Annotated in this window: 14 protein-coding genes; 10 read left to right on the top strand and 4 right to left on the bottom strand. The window is 42.5% G+C overall.

The annotated features are described in order from the left end of the window. Positions 1–36: 36 nt before the first annotated feature. Entirely contained in the window at positions 37–1098 is a 1062-nt protein-coding gene (locus AC1DM9_RS16600) for a phosphatidylglycerol lysyltransferase domain-containing protein (protein ID WP_477581114.1), read from the bottom strand. 150 nt (positions 1099–1248) lie between these two features. On the opposite strand from AC1DM9_RS16600, the gene AC1DM9_RS16595 reads away from it, so the two are divergent. Together AC1DM9_RS16595 and AC1DM9_RS16590 are read left to right on the top strand one after the other, a co-directional pair. Next, complete coding sequence (locus AC1DM9_RS16595) at positions 1249–1782, top strand: cysteine hydrolase family protein (RefSeq protein WP_477550480.1); 534 nt, start codon at positions 1249–1251, stop codon at positions 1780–1782. Between the two features lie 82 nt (positions 1783–1864). Next, complete coding sequence (locus AC1DM9_RS16590) at positions 1865–3448, top strand: stalk domain-containing protein (protein ID WP_477550481.1); 1584 nt, start codon at positions 1865–1867, stop codon at positions 3446–3448. Positions 3449–3503: 55 nt separating this feature from the next. On the opposite strand, the gene AC1DM9_RS16585 is transcribed toward AC1DM9_RS16590, so the two are convergent. Genes AC1DM9_RS16585 through AC1DM9_RS16575 form a run of 3 tightly spaced genes read right to left on the bottom strand, consistent with a single transcriptional unit; the run spans position 3504 to position 5012 of the window. Next, the gene (locus AC1DM9_RS16585; RefSeq protein ID WP_477550482.1) at positions 3504–3746 is read right to left on the bottom strand and encodes a hypothetical protein; all 243 of its coding nucleotides are present in this window, start codon (positions 3744–3746) and stop codon (positions 3504–3506) included. Continuing rightward, the gene (locus AC1DM9_RS16580) at positions 3743–4315 is read right to left on the bottom strand and encodes an RNA polymerase sigma factor (RefSeq protein ID WP_339205702.1); all 573 of its coding nucleotides are present in this window, start codon (positions 4313–4315) and stop codon (positions 3743–3745) included. Before AC1DM9_RS16580 ends, AC1DM9_RS16585 begins: the two co-directional genes overlap by 4 nt. After that, positions 4305–5012, bottom strand: a complete 708-nt coding sequence (locus AC1DM9_RS16575) for a hypothetical protein (protein WP_477550483.1) — start codon at positions 5010–5012, stop codon at positions 4305–4307. The genes AC1DM9_RS16580 and AC1DM9_RS16575 overlap by 11 nt, the downstream gene beginning before the upstream one ends. Positions 5013–5177: 165 nt before the next feature. Here AC1DM9_RS16575 and AC1DM9_RS16570 point away from each other — a divergent pair, with 165 nt between their 5' ends. The 8 genes from AC1DM9_RS16570 to AC1DM9_RS16535 all read left to right on the top strand — a co-directional run bounded on the left by AC1DM9_RS16570 (position 5178) and on the right by AC1DM9_RS16535 (position 15463). Continuing rightward, positions 5178–5834: a response regulator transcription factor gene (locus AC1DM9_RS16570; RefSeq protein WP_477581112.1), complete on the top strand. Its 657-nt coding sequence runs from the start codon at positions 5178–5180 to the stop codon at positions 5832–5834. Positions 5835–5838: 4 nt separating this feature from the next. Then, positions 5839–7278: a sensor histidine kinase gene (locus AC1DM9_RS16565; protein ID WP_477581110.1), complete on the top strand. Its 1440-nt coding sequence runs from the start codon at positions 5839–5841 to the stop codon at positions 7276–7278. Further along, the gene (locus AC1DM9_RS16560) at positions 7275–8042 is read left to right on the top strand and encodes a hypothetical protein (RefSeq protein ID WP_477581108.1); all 768 of its coding nucleotides are present in this window, start codon (positions 7275–7277) and stop codon (positions 8040–8042) included. Before AC1DM9_RS16565 ends, AC1DM9_RS16560 begins: the two co-directional genes overlap by 4 nt. Positions 8043–8227: 185 nt before the next feature. Then, positions 8228–9628 (top strand): ABC transporter substrate-binding protein, encoded by a 1401-nt coding sequence (locus tag AC1DM9_RS16555; RefSeq protein WP_477581106.1) that lies wholly within the window; start codon positions 8228–8230, stop codon positions 9626–9628. Between the two features lie 7 nt (positions 9629–9635). After that, positions 9636–10517, top strand: a complete 882-nt coding sequence (locus AC1DM9_RS16550; RefSeq protein ID WP_477550487.1) for a carbohydrate ABC transporter permease — start codon at positions 9636–9638, stop codon at positions 10515–10517. A gap of 52 nt (positions 10518–10569) precedes the next feature. Continuing rightward, the gene (locus AC1DM9_RS16545) at positions 10570–11403 is read left to right on the top strand and encodes a carbohydrate ABC transporter permease (protein ID WP_475449817.1); all 834 of its coding nucleotides are present in this window, start codon (positions 10570–10572) and stop codon (positions 11401–11403) included. 21 nt (positions 11404–11424) lie between these two features. Beyond that, positions 11425–12564 carry an efflux RND transporter periplasmic adaptor subunit gene (locus AC1DM9_RS16540; protein ID WP_477550488.1) on the top strand — a complete coding sequence of 380 codons (1140 nt, stop codon included), beginning with the start codon at positions 11425–11427 and terminating at the stop codon, positions 12562–12564. 427 nt (positions 12565–12991) lie between these two features. Next, positions 12992–15463 (top strand): winged helix-turn-helix domain-containing protein, encoded by a 2472-nt coding sequence (locus tag AC1DM9_RS16535; protein ID WP_477581104.1) that lies wholly within the window; start codon positions 12992–12994, stop codon positions 15461–15463. Positions 15464–15649 lie beyond the last annotated feature (186 nt).

Genomic DNA, 15649 nt, shown 5'->3' with positions numbered 1-15649 from the left:
TCGGTATAGTAATGCTGTGACATCATTGCTCTACAGCTAAGCCCTTTTCTTTGAAGACAGCACTTTATGTATAAAATGCTTAGGCGGAATTTGGCTTGGTGATTGTTTATTGGAATCGTTAGAATGAATGATTAATGCTAGCAGCGCAACGTTTATGGAAGTAGCTGCAGCCTGCGAAACGAGGTAGACATTTTCCCAGTTTGGAGCGAATTTATTTTTATATTCATAAAGCCCCTTGAAGTTATACAGCTTGTTCCCATACTTATAGAGAAGCTTGATGATGTGCGAATCAGTAACGTTAGCAAGCGGAGCCATGCCTAAGCTGCAAACATCATAGGCTTGTTCTTTGGCCCAAAGGAATAGGGAAACAAATAGAACATCCATTGTGCCATGCGGACATGCTTTTGTATAACGCATGAGATCCACCGTTAATCGCCGAAAAACAGATTCTTCTTCCATTGTATTAATAAATGGCTGATGATCCCCTGCAATGGTGACAAACGCTTCATAATTTCCGTCAGGCCCAACAAGCACCGCGACTGGAAAACGCATGACATACTCCTTTGCGAAAGAGCCTACAGAAAAGCTTTTTTCTTTCCGATTACCCAGCCATTCATCTGAAATGTCTTGAAGACGATGGAGGAATGAGTCGGAATATGGCGGGTGCAGAACATCGAAGGTAAACCCGGAGCGTCCAAATTTATTCATGCGATTTCGCAGCTTAAGCCATTGCTTTCCATTCAGTTGAAAGGTAGATAAGTCGACCTGTGCTTCTTCACCGATTTTGGAGCATCGCAGCCCAAGCTTCTCATACAGCGATAGAAATGAGGATTTTGCTTGATAGAACACGGGTATTTGCTTATTTTCAGTGCAGTCCGCTACAAACTGCTCAATAACGCGCCTAGTAAACCGTGGGTTTCCAACAGGGTCGCCAAGTACAATTCTTCTATTTAAGGCTGTGCGGTACACGATCAAAGCCTCGTAATCGGAATCCCAGAACCATTCTTTATCACCAAGGTAGTATAAATGCGTGTGTGAGTTATTGCCGTATCTTTCAAGCAGTTTTGTCAGACGTTCTTCAGAATGGATATCAATCATGGTGAAGCCTCCAAGTAAGCAGTCTCTGGGAGCCAGCTGAAATAATATTTGTCTTCCTATTAAACAGAGATTATAGTTAAAAATTATACCAGTAATACCTATGTTTTAGGTTTTTTTCTTGCGAATATAACGAATGTGGAGGAAGTTTTCATGAAAAAAGCATTGGTCGTAATCGATGTACAGGAAGCCTTTTTTTCGTTGCCGGAAAATTATCTTTACAAAAAAGAAGAGTTGGTAGCGCGGATCAATGAGTGGATTACTGCCGCGCGGGAGGGTAATGTCCCAATCGTTTTTATCCAGCATACGGATTATGACAACGCAGATGATGAATTTTATGTAGATTCACCGGATTGGAAGCTGCATCATGGACTCGACATAAGGGCTGAAGACACCGTGATTCGCAAAACAAGCTGGGATTCGTTTTATGATACTGATCTGGCTTCTACTTTGGAGGAAATGTCGATTGAGCAGCTTATATTTGCTGGAGCACAAACGGAGTTTTGTTTGGACACCACCATTCGGGCAGCCTACAGCCGTGGTTACAAGAACAATATTTTAGCGAAAAACAGCCATAGTACATTAGATAATTCCGTCCTGACTGCACAAAAAATCATCGAACATCATGAGAAGGTTTGGAATAGAAGATTTGTTACTATTCTTGATGTGAATGAAGTGGCACTTTAGGAGCGTAAACTATATTCAAGCCTACTTTTACTAGAAGAAATGATATAATGGTAATAATTTCTAATGGGAGGGGCTTGAAGAAGTGCGTTTAATAAAAAATGCTATATTGCTAGTCTTAATATTTAGTTCTTTATCGTTATTTGAGTATGGGAATTCGGTCAGCGCTGCCAGTAAGCCACTCATTAAGGTCATTGTTGATGGTGCTGAGATTAAATTGCCCGTTAATCCGATCGAGGTTAAGGGCAGCGCAATGCTGCACGCAAAAAGTATTTTTGATGCGCTGAAAATCAGCTCGAAATTCGACAAAAAGCGGATTACAGTGAATCACGGGGGAGTTACTTTTAAAGCAGAAGTAAATCAAACGCGTATTTATATCGGAAATCGAGAGCTTCGTTTGACACAGCCGCCCATTGTAAAGGACGGACGTACTTATGTACCGGCACGATTCATTGCCATTGTACTTGGCAAGGATGTGAAATATGATTCAAAAAATAGCCAACTGGTTTTCGGATTGACTGAAGATGCGAAAAAGGCTTTACTGCGTAGTTTGTTTGAGGCTGCGAGGAAGGGCGATGCCGCTGCGGTTACAAGCTTGATAAAGCGGGGAGCGGACCCGAATGGTAAATTGCTCTTCGAATACTTAGATAATACACCATTAAATTATGCCATCTTAAATAACAGAACGGATGCTGCTCGTGCATTATTAAATGGCGGGGCTACAATTAAGGATGCTGGTCCAGACATAGGTTTCAGTGTAATTGTGCTTCAGAACGCTGAATTGCTGGATTTACTGCTTACGTCAGGTCTAGACCCAAATCACAAGGATAGGACGGGTTCGCTGCTGGAGTCAGCATCAGGCATTATTGGAATTTCTGAGAATGGAACTTTTTCAAAGGACTTGTATCCTTCCCCAGCTCTGGTTAATACATTATTAAAGCACGGAGCTGACCCGGGGATAGACAACTCCCTTTACCGTGCTGTCCATGCTCAAAATTACAGTATTGTACAAGCTCTACTGAAAGCAGGCGCTGATCCTTATAAAGCGAATCAACACGGCACTACACCGTATGATTTAAGTGTTCAGCGAAATATAAACCGTTGGCTGATCATACAGAAAGAACGTGTTGGGCTGCCAACGCTGAGCATTACGGATGCTAAAGGGAACATAGTTGAAAATGGTAATTTAAATCTTCGTTCCATGGATGATCTTAAGAGCCCGCAATCCTATGTTGATTGGACTGCTGGACAAATTCACGTGGATGAACCGAATGGCAAATATCAAATCGTGAACGTAACGGTAGACGGTGGCACATATATTTTACCGCATAGTTTTAACTTTACGATCCAAGGTGAGACGGTAACACCGAGCACGTTAAAATTGCCTGAATTCAATGTCAGTGGTACGTTAAGCAGTGAATTGGTTCCCATAGATGGCGGTTATATTATGCTTTATCATAATCAAACATCTACATTAACTTTTATAAAAATTAATGCGAAGTCGTTTAATCTCTATGCGCCTGCGGGGCAGTATCGGATCGTTGGATACCGTGATGCCTCTAATAAACCGCATAGTGTGGAAGCCGATGTCACCATTACTAATACAGGTGGAGTTCAGGCTATAGCAATCGATTTAAAAAAAGTAGATAACCCTATGAATCCATCATAAAGAGATTTTAAAAAAGGGACCGCCCAAGGCGGTCCCTTTCCATTTGTTAAGACGATTATCCAGAGCGTTTATATAAATAGGGTGGGACGATAAAGGATTTATTATGAAATGGCATTTGGTTAAATAACGAATGCCACCATTCGCAGCCTAGATCGTCCGAAACCGTAAAAAGTTGTGTGTTGATTTCATCTGTTTGCTGTGAAGAAAGCTGGACATGATGAGCCCAGGTATCCAGCAATTCATCCAGCATTAGCTCGACATCCGAAGGCAGCTTCAAATCTGACTCGTAATCGCTCATCCATTTCCCTTCCTTCCTACAGCCTTTTCTTTGGGCAGCATACCAAGCGCTTCGGCAAGCTGACGGCGTGCCAGCAGTATTTTATAGCGAACGGTGCCTGAAGGCAGCCCAAGCGCTGCGCCAATTTCACCGCTTTTCATGCCGCCAACAGCCTTCATGAGCAGTATAGAACGAAGCTCCTCGGGCAATTCTCGGATGGCTGACTCAAGCTCGTGAAACTGCTCACGGCCAGCCAACAATTGTGATAGGTCACCATTCGGACTTGGAAAGCTATACAGCTGGATTTTGGATACAGCTTGTTTATAGCTCTGTGATTTCCGATAATAATCCTTTACCCGATTGGCAGCAATCGAAAATATCCAATACAAATGCTGATCCTCGGGTATACTTTCGACGACATCTTTGCGGTTCCAGATTTTCATGAATACGTCCTGCAGCAGGTCGGAGGCCGTTTCTTTACTTTCTGTTCGTCCGAGCAGATAAGAATAGATTTGCCTTGAATGTGTACGATACAATTGCTGAAACAAAGCCTCTGCGTTTATCGGCATAGCTTGTTTCTCATTCATCATCTCTTGTTTTGATCGTTCCTGTTTTTGAAATAGCAAGGTACTGGAGTAGAGGCACAATAGCCTTCGAAGCTGTTATATCGCCAATGACTACAATCTCGGAAACTTTACTTTTAATTAATTCAAGTTGCACATCATCATCCATTTCGAAATTTCCAATCAGCACCATACACATTTTTTCCTCGACAAATTCAAAGAAGCTGTTGGAGAACGTGTCATCTCCTAGAAATAACCGCACATTGGAGGATGTATTGGAATAATAAATGATTTGACCGAGCATGCGCGATATGGAGCTTCCTAATACGACTTCGCTTCCCTTAGGCAGTATCAGCTGTCCAGCTAAAATGACATCTTGAAACCCAATCTTCTCCACCGGTGAAGTGATGACCGCTTGCCCCGCAATGACGACGATATCCTCAGGAGCACCATTGCTGTTGGCAAAAAACTCGCCTCCCAATGAAACTTGCCCGGACAAGATTTTCACTTTGCCTGCCGTAGAAGGGACTAAACAAACGCATCCAATATTTTGCTGGGGTATGCGATTCAAAGCACTAGCTAGCGATTCTGGGGCAATTATAATACCAATGTTGCTAATGGAGGTCACATTAGCTAGATCCTCAGCTTTCACTCCAGTCAAATCGAGAAGACCCATATTTTCAAGAGCTCTTTCTTGAACATTAGCTTGCTGTACGTTTTCCATACGCTTCACGCTCCCATCATTTTCTAATTACACTAAATATAACGTATGACATTTAAAAGTGTTGGGAGAGAACAAAATAAGTTAATTAATTGCATCTTTAACGTTGCTTCGTTATCGTAGCATTAAGAGCGGTACATTAATGATACGTGTTAGGAGATTCGGGAAATGAAAAAAAAGATCTTGATTGTTGAAGATGATATTCATATATCCAAAATTATTAAAATGAATCTCAACCTTGTGAATTACGATACGGCGGAGGTTTATGACGGCTTGGCGGCGCTGGAGCTGCTTCAGCGGGAAAAGGTTGATCTTATATTGCTGGATGTGATGATCCCTCATTTGGATGGATTTGCGCTGATGGAACGAATTAAGCCGTATCAGATACCGGTTATTTTTTTGACGGCCAAAAACTCTGTTTACGATAAAGTGAATGGATTAAAACTGGGAGCCGACGATTACATGGTTAAGCCTTTCGAGGCTATCGAGCTGCTTGCCCGCATAGAGACGGTATTGCGAAGATACGGCAAAGAAGAAAGTGTATTACATTTTCAATCTATTGCAGTCAATATGGATAAACGAGAAGTAACCAGTCAAGGGGAAGTAGTCGAGCTGACGCCGAAGGAATATGAATTGCTTGTTGTTTTGCTGAAAAATAAGAACATTGCCCTCTCGAGAGAGCAGTTCATTAGTAAGGTATGGGGCGGCGACTATTATGGCGAGACGAGAACGGTCGATATGCATATTAAATCGCTGCGCAAGAAGCTAGAGCTGCAGGATTATATCAAGACGATTTATAAACTCGGTTATCGGCTGGAGGATTAAGAGGATGAAATTTTGGCAAAAAATTTATGTCTTCTCTATTCTGGTCTTTATCATTATTTTTAACGCTGCCTCTATTATGGTGATCGAGCGGAGCCATAATCGAATGCTTAAGCAGGAAATCAACAACGCTTTAAGTCAGAACATGAGCATTCATTCCAGCGTCGATGCGATTGTACCCATCCTTCGAATCTATGACTCCATTGATTACGAAAAAACGGTATTAACGAGAATTGCTAATGAATTTGTTGGTAAAAATAACGAGCAGCTCGTTTATTTGGATATTAGGGACGAGCAAAATCGGTCAGTCTTTAACAATACCGATTTTCAAATCCCAAAGCAGCGTGAGGAACTGGACAAGCTCGCCGTAGACGAAATTAGTTATATTTTGCGGGATATCGATCAGCGAACGATACTGTTCACATCAAATATTGCGAATATAAACCATAAAAGCTATGTTTTCACCTATATGATCGACGTTACTTCCTTGTACCAGGACCGTGTGGATCAGTATCAGTTTTTTGCAAAAGTAGATGTGGCAGCCTGCATCCTTTATATGCTGATTATGTTTTTTGTAAGCCGAGGTCTGACGAGGTCAATTGATCGCCTTAGCCGGACCGCGCAGGTTATTGCACAAGGCGATTTCTCGGAGCGCGTCCAAATAAAATCAAAGGATGAAATTGGCATGCTGGCTCAAAATTTTAATGATATGGCTGCTGTTGTTGAGGATAAAATAACGATTCTCGAGCGAAATAATGAAGAGAAACAGCGGTTCATCAACAATTTCACACATGAATTGAAGACGCCTTTGACTTCCATTATTGCCTATGCCAATTTTATGAGGACAACCAAATATAACGAGGAAATGTTCATGGATAGTTTGAATGTCATTTATTCGGAAGGAAAGCGCCTAGAGTCGTTGTCCTTGAAGCTCATGAACCTGATTTTGCTGCAGGAGGACGATTTCCAGATGGAGCTGCATGATTTAAGGGAGATTTTTGCTGAATTAAAGCCGACGCTTAGTGTAATGGCGAGCGAGAAGCATGTGGGAATGATTGTGGAATGCGAACCGTGCGAGCTGCTGGTGGAGAAGGATTTGATAAAGGTGTTGATCTCCAATCTTGTAGATAATGCGCTGAAAGCTTCATCCCCGCAGCAAACCATTATACTGCGTGCTCTGTGGCGCGGAGATCAATATATTCTGCAGGTACAGGACGAGGGCATCGGCATTGCCAAGGAACATCAGGATAAAATATTTGAACCTTTTTATATGGCGGATAAGTCTAGAACAAGAAGCAGCAACGGAGCAGGTCTAGGGCTTGCGATATGTCAAAGTATTGCAGGCGTACATCATGCTGCAATCCATATTGCAAGCAGTGAAAATCAGGGCGCAACCGTAGAAGTTGTGTTCACTCCGGGTCATCCGAAAGGCGGGATTAAGGAATGAACAAGCGCATTCTGGTTATGGTGCTCGCAGCGCTCGCAATCATTTCGACGGGGTGTGGCAACGTATTGGATAGGACTCCTAAAGACACGGTGATGGTTAAAAAAATAACGAAAGAAACGGGCAGCAACGATGTGGAATACGAGGGTGTTCTGTCCCAAGAGGCGGTGAAGACGCTTAGTTTGAATGCAGTCAACAAGTATTTGGAAAAGAGTCTAACGATCGATGAGCTGCAATTCGAGCTGATGGCTATTGACCAGCATAAATTTAGAGAGCTGCTAAATGAAGCGGAGTATGGAGTTGACCCCAGACCAGAAAGGGCGCAGGTGATTGAACAGGGCGCTAAGGCCAAGCTGGATTATCAAACAGAACTGGATGACATTTCTGGCGGCTTGTATTATATAACACTGACTAGATTGTCTGATCCTAGTGAAGTGTATGACATCGTACTGAACGCCAAAGACGGTGATGTGATTAAACTTTCCGAGGTGGGCGTCGTACGAGCCCCTTCCTCCAGCAGTCAAAGTGAACGAGAGAAAATCATTGCTCTCGCAAATGCGTTTATCGATATAGAAGGAAGCTACCCCCTATCTGAATTGTCGCTGAATGAGGACATTACCATCTGGGACAGCGTTGTGGAATTGTATTATACGAGCAAGGAAGATAAGAAGTTGAAATATTGTGTCACGGTGAATGTGAGGCAAAATAAGGTTGTCGGGTTTAGCAAGGATGTTATGGCGTTGTTAAGCTACTATTCTAGACTGTAAATAGAGTGAGATGAAGAGAGCCAATTGCATGTGCAATTGGCTTTTTTGTATTTTTATATTTTACAACTTCAATACAACTCTATCTCACTTATCATATATCCAGTCACTATACTGATGAAGTAATGCCTCGGAACGATAAAAGTGTAAGTAGTAGACAATGATAGCAATTGAAAGGAAGAGAACCTATGAAAAAGGCATTGTTCATTTTGTTGACGATAATGATGATGGTTGTATCTGCATGCAGCTCTGCTGCAGGCGGAAATTCAGGAGGTACGCAGACAAAGGGCGAGGGGCAGGCCGGTACAAATCCGCCTAAGGAAGAAACGGTTGAACCGAAAAACAGCAATGAGAAAAAAACGATTGTGTTCTCGACTTTTTTTCAAAACGATTTCTTTGTAGAAGCCAAAAAGAAATATGAAGCCAAGCATCCCAATATCACCATTGATCTCAAATACATCGATACAGAGGACGCGGATTTAGAAGTCAATTTGGAGAAGTTTATAAAAACGACAGGTACAGCTTTGTTGTCCGGTAAAGGGCCTGACCTGATTGAGATGGACCAACTGCCATCAGGGGATTATATAAAAAAACAGCTGCTAGTCAATATGAGTGAGCTGATCGATAAGGACCCAACTTTTAAGAAGGAACAATATTTCGGCAATATTTTGGACGGAATGAAAGTGAATGGAGGATTATATGGGATGCCGCTTGGCTTCTTTATTTATGGTCTCTTCGGCAATCATACGTTGATCGAGAAAAGTGGCGTTAAAATTGACGACAGCCATTGGAACTGGACTCAGTTTATAGAAACGGCTAGAGAACTCGTCAAGCATACAGATGAAAATCAATCCGTATTAGGCACAAGTCAGCCAGAATATATGATTACGCAGCTGGTTAATGATCAATATGGGACGTTTGTGGATAAGGAGAGTGGAAAGGCTAATTTTGACTCTGCTGCCTTTACTGATTTGCTGAAAGAAGTAAAATCCGTGTTCGATGACAAAATTATGAGTGGAGATAAAGGTTTTCCTATATTTAGAGACACCCAAATTAACTCGCCTGACGATTATATTCGTGAGATAAAACAAAGCGAGTTTTTGACAGGAGGCCTATCCCACAAGACAAAACTATACTTAAAGCCGATCGCAAGCGGTCAGCAGGCAGGCGGCTCCTTCAGAACGTATCAAACGCTGGGCATAAACGCAAAGTCTTCTGTAAAAGAGGAGGCATGGGATTTCTTGAAATTTATGCACTCTGATGAGATGCAGCATCGAGCAGGCAGTGCCGGCTTCCCACTCAGTAAAGCTTCATACAGCAGGGTTGTCCAGGATGTATTAAAAAAAGGGACGGTTAAGTCTGATCAACCGATCGGGCCGATGAAAGGCAAAGTGTTTGAAATTACCCAAAAGGATATTGATGATCTAGATAAATTTCTTACTGGGGCCAAATATTCGGTTCAGTTCAACAATACTCATATTGATGACATTGTAAGGGAAGAGTCTTTAGCTTATTTCGCCGGACAGAAAACACCTGAAGCCGTGGCAAAGCTAATTCAAAATAGAGTGACGACTGTTTTAAATGAATAGGAAAAGCATGAAAAGTGTTCTGATCAGGCTGCTGCGCAAGGATGGTGCTGCGGCAGCCTGCTTTTTGGCACCGAGCCTAATTGGTTTTTCCTTATTTTATCTTGTCCCGTTTGCCATGGGATTTGTGTATTCCTTTCAGGATAGTACCGTTAACGGCTCATTTGTTGGTTTGGATAATTACAAGGATTTGCAGGCCAGCGCATCCTTTCGGAAAGCGGCAGCCAATACATTTCTGTTTACTGGCGTTAGTGTACCGCTCATTATTGCTTTGTCTTTGTTGTTTGCTCATTTGCTGAATCAAAAGCTGTTTATTCGAAATTGGCTGCAGACCGCCTTTGTACTGCCGCTTGTCGTGCCTGTCGCATCTATTGTGATGATATGGCAAATCATGTTCGACTGGAATGGGACATTGAATGCTTGGATGCAGAGCTTGCATCTGGAGCGAATAGATTGGATGAAGTCGGAATGGTCAATTGGTGTGTTAGCCATCGTATATACGTGGAAAAACATTGGGTACAACATCATATTATTTCTGGCGGGGCTCCAAAGCATTCCTAAAGACTATTATGAGACGGCGGATATTGAGGGAGCAGGTATTTTTCATAAATGGATTCATATTACGCTCGTTTATTTGACTCCGACCATGTTTTTTGTCGTTCTTATCTCTATTATTAATTCGTTTAAAGTGTTTCGTGAAACGTATCTAATCGCAGGCAACTATCCTCATGACCGCATCTATATGCTGCAGCATTACATGAATAATATGTTTTTATCCCTTGATGTACAGAAGCTGACAGCCGCTGCAGTTCTAATGGTAGGCTGTATTCTTGCTTTTGTAATGGTCATGCTTTCCATCGAACGGCGTTTTCGGAATTCCATGGATGGGTGAAAGGGTGGTGAAAGGATTGCCATTATTTAAAAAGCTTGTGTTGTCAGTTATCATGGGGGGGCTTGCTGCGGCAATGCTATTCCCCATTGTTGTTACATTTTCCAACTCATTCATGACAGAGACCGAAATTGACTATAACTACAATCTCATTGGCAAGATGGTTAATATTGCGGCAGGGGAAAAAGACGGATATATCAATTTAAAGCTGATCCCAGATTGGGTATCATTCGGTCAATATGCTGAAGTATTGGTTCATAAACCGATGTTTCTCCATATGTTTTGGAATTCCGTATTTATTGTTGTACCCATCATTGTTCTGCAAGTGATGATCGCATCTCTAGCCGCTTATGCATTTGCCAAGCTGCGGTTTTGGGGGAGGGATAAGCTGTTTGTCGTATATTTGATGACCATGCTTATGCCGTTTCAAGTGACGTTAGTGCCCAATTATATTATTGCGGATAAGCTGGGGCTCATGAATACAACTTCCGCCATTATACTGCCGGGGATATTCAGCGCTTTTGGCGTGTTTATGCTCAGGCAGTTCATGATGCATATTCCATATACGTACGTTGAAGCAGCCAAAATAGATGGGGCAGGGCATGCAACCATTTTTTATCAAATTATTGTACCGCTCGTCAAGCCGGGAATCGCCGCTTTAATTGTTTTGTTATTTGTTGATAATTGGAACATGGTTGAGCAGCCGCTTATATTTCTTGAGGACACATTCAAGCAGCCGTTGTCACTCTATTTATCGCGTATTAGCGAGGGTGCAAGGGGCGTTGCTTTTGCTGCCTCCGTTTTGTATATGACTCCGATGGTGCTGTTATTTTTATATGCAGAGTCTTACTTTGTTGAGGGTGTTCAGCTATCGGGAATTAAAGGTTAGCCCATTCACGGAGGGATTTTAATGGAATTACAACTAGCTGGCCAAGCAGTGCCTGGACGCAAAAGAAAAATTCGCCTTCTGTTTGGCTTGTTTATAGGGCTGTTAATCGGATTTACGCTGTTTAGCAATACGCTAATGTCCTTAACCTTACCCAAGGTCGTGTTAGTCACGCCAAACCGTGGTGAACTTAATCATACCTTTCAAGGCAGCGGTATTGTGAAATGGCGGGTGCAAACGGCTTTGTCGGGTGAGCCCGGTATGAGGGTAAACAAAGTGAATGTTAAGGAAGGGGAGCCTGTTAAGAAAGGGCTGGTATTGATTGTTTATGATCAGAAGGCTGCAAAAAATCAAATACTAGACGAGCAGGCCGCTCTTAGTAAGCTGCAGCTCCTCAATAAAGAGCTGGAGCAAAGCTATGTCGAAGCCTCCCAAAGCGGAGATGAGAAGAGCGTCGAAAGCGCCAAACATGCGCTGAAGGTAAACGAGATAGATAGGGATATGCAGCAGCGGAGAATTCAGAAGCTGCAGGAGAATTTGGCAGAAACGAGCACATTGGTTGCGCCTTTTGACGGGATTGTAACCAAGGTTGGCGCGGTCGAGGGTTTGGCTTCATCCGAAGGAGGACCTGCTGTTATGATTGCCAATACGAGCCTTGGCTTTGAATTTGAATTACTAGTTCCCGAGGCTGCAGCGGCTCCTCTGGAAAAAGGAGCGAAGCTCGATGTTCAATTGAGCGGCACTCAGGCTAGACAAATCGAGGGCAGCCTAGTGGAAATTCAAGACACTGATGCTCTTAGCCCAGCAGGTGAAGGCGGGAGCACAGCCTCGCATACGGCAATGAAGAAATTGCTTGTTGCGATAAAGGATAATCAATTGCAGGGAGGAGAGCGTGCCGAGGTTATGCTGACTCAGAAGACAGATGATGTCATTCTGGTACCGAATAAAGCGATTCACGATGAGGGTGACAAAAAATATGTGTTTGCCATGGAGGAGAGGAGTGGACCATTAGGCAACGCCTTTTACGTTCGCAAAGCGTACATTACAGTCGTTGATTCAAATGATACACAATCTGCCGTTACGGATGGGCTGTTCGAGCAGCAGTCCATTGTATTCGAGAGCAGAGATCCGCTTCAGGATGGTGACAAGGTTCGCGTTCACTAGGGTCGTATCCTATAAATGTTATAAGGTTTGCCCGCTGTAGCTCTCTGGATTGGTCAGTAAAACCAATACGTTGAAGTTTGCTAGTGCAAAGCTATATCAATACATTAAGCAGGAGCTTTACTCCATGTAAAAGGGGTATGGTTCTTTTTTTAGGTACAAATTCATCCTTCCATATTTTAATACCGAGTTAACTGATATACTATTCCTATTAGATAAGACTCCTAAAATGGTAATTAAATGTAAATTAATTATGTGGTTTTTCTATTATAAACAGCAGGTTCGCTGCGAACCTTAAAAATTATGTTCTAACAATCGCAACAGGTATACGGAGGAACTTTCATTGATTGTAAGTACAAAACTTCACATCCCCCATGTGCGTAACTCTTTAGTACCAAGGCCACGGCTAATACAAATGCTTAATGCGGGAATGGAAGCCAAGTTGACGCTTGTTTCTGCGCAGGCTGGATACGGGAAAACGACAGCATTAAGTGAATGGGTGCGGCAGTGCAATGGAGCTGTTGCCTGGATTTCACTGGACAAGCAGGATAATGACTGGATTCAGTTTTGGAGATATGTCACAGCTTCTATTCAGGAGAGAATTCCCGGCTTTGGCTCTACAGTTGGGGTGCTGCTCGAAAAAGGTTCATCGACTTCGACGGAGCTTGCTATTATAGCGCTGCTTAATGAGCTCAGCCAATTAACCAGCGAGCTTGTCATCATTCTCGACGACTATCATGTGATTGAACTTCCCTCTATAAACCATTCCATGGCCTATTTGCTCGAGCATTTGCCTTCTCAGATTCATCTCTATATCGCAAGCCGTACCGATTTGATGATACCTACCGCCAGACTGCTGGCAAAAGGTGATCTACACCGAATCGTCATCGACGATTTACGTTTTAAGCTGGAGGAAGGCGTTCTTTTTTTTCGGGATACGACTGATTTATCATTGTCTAAAGAACAAGTGACGGAGCTGTTCCATCAGACAGAAGGGTGGATCAGCGGCTTGCAGCTTGCAGCAATCTCTCTGAAGCGAAGTGATAACATAGCTGCGACCATTCAACAATTTAAGGGTCAGCAGCATCATATATCCGATTATTTATTGGAAGAAGTATTTCAGCATCAATCGGCATCCATACGCACTTTTTTATTGGAAACCTCTATTTTAAGTCGGATGAATCATTCATTGTGCGAGGCTGTAACGGGCCACCCGAATAGTCAGGAGCAATTGGAGAGATTAGTGCAGCTGAATTTGTTTGTTATCCCGTTGGATGATCAGAGAAATTGGTATAGGTACCATCATCTGCTTTCAGATTTTTTGCAACAAATATTGTTTCGAACAGACTCGGAAAAGTGGATGCAAGTACATAATCAAGCAGCTGCTTGGCTGGAGCATCATGGCTTTGACGAAGAAGCAGTAGACCATTACTTAGAGGGAAAGCAGATAGAGGAAGCTGTCCGTTTAATAGAGAAAAATTTGCATAAGTTAGTGCATTCGAAAACGGTTTTGTTAGTTAAGTGGGTATCGCTTTTACCGGAAAACGCTTTTGCAGAGAAACCAATGATTGATTTATTGTATATTTCGGTCTTACTAGGAATCGGAGAATGGCAAGCCGCCTTCATAAGAATTGGGGAAGTAGAAACTCGCCTACAAGCGCTGCAGGGAAAGATGAGCGAAGTGGAATGGCGCCAGGTCATGGGCAATATCTACTTTTTTTATTCTATTTCCTCGTATCTTCAAAAGGACTTGGAGCGACTGTCGACATACCTCGAGTTGGTAGAGAAATATGTGCCGGAAGGCAGCTTTTTTCAAACGATGGGGCGTAACAGACATCAAGCATATGATATATTTGATGATCATTTGGCGCATATCAATGATCTTCAAGCCGTAGACACATTCCTCTTGGAATGGATTAACGTTTGGGAGAATAAAAAAGAATATCCCTTTATCGGTTTTTTATACGCTTCCTATAGCAAATTGCTATACGAGTGGAATCGATTGGACGAGGCAGAGCTATATGTAAATAAGGCTATTGAGCGTAGGGACATCGTGCCATATGCCCGGATTATGATTCCAAATTATATAAGTGCTTCGAGAATTCAGCAAGCCAAAGGAATTCCAATCCGTGCATCAGAGCTGCTCATTCAGTTGACACGACAAATTGACTCACCTGATTTCGAATTATTTATGTTGGGCATAGAAGCGGAACAAGCTCGTTTATCACTGCAGCAAGGTTCGCCCCAAGCTGCTTTTGATTGGATGCAAAGATGTGGTCTGGCACATACGGATGAGGTTCCATTGTCTCGAATGGCAGAGTATCTATCTTTGGCCAGAGTGCTTGCAGCGTGTGAGCGGATAGAAGAAGCGCTTTTCTTATTGGAACAGATGTATCGTATAGTAGAGAAGAAGGATCGTCTCCGCGATCAAATTAAAGTTTTAATTATGCAAAGCGTGATGCATCAACGTTTGGGTCATACTGAGGCTGCCAGGAAACAGTTGGAGAAGGCATTACACTTAGGGCAACCAGAGGGGTATGTACGCAGCTTTATCGATGAAGGACCTATAGTAGCTGAACTGCTGACTGCTTATATGAAGGGAAAGCGAGAAAAAGTTTTATCCGCTCCTCCCATGGTTTCACTGGAGTATGTTAGACAGTTGCTTCAAGCATTTACTGTCATACAAGTAGAGGACAAATCGCACAAAGTCCTGCTAACCGAACAAGAGACAAAGGTTTTATTGTTGATTGGGGACGGATTGTCAAACAAGGAAATCGCCGTTAGCCTGAATATTACTGCTGAAACCGTAAAGTTCCATATAAAAAATGTGTATAGAAAGTTTGGAGTAAACAATCGGGTGCAGGCGTTGCAGCATGCCAAACAATTAATGCTAATCGTATAATAGCCCCCTTTTTCTTACACATACCTCCCCATTCGGGGAGTTTTTTTTTTGAAAATATAGTCTTATAGTTAGAGGGACCATTAGGAGATTCGACATAAAAAGATAATCTACAACAATAAATTAGTATAAAAGGGGGATAAAAGCTATAAGTCTAAAATGAATAAAGCAGAAATCGGGGAAATAATT

This window comes from Paenibacillus sp. 01T431, assembly GCF_056398625.1.
Note: the sequence above shows the minus strand (reverse complement) of the source record. Positions and strands in the feature narration are given on the sequence as shown.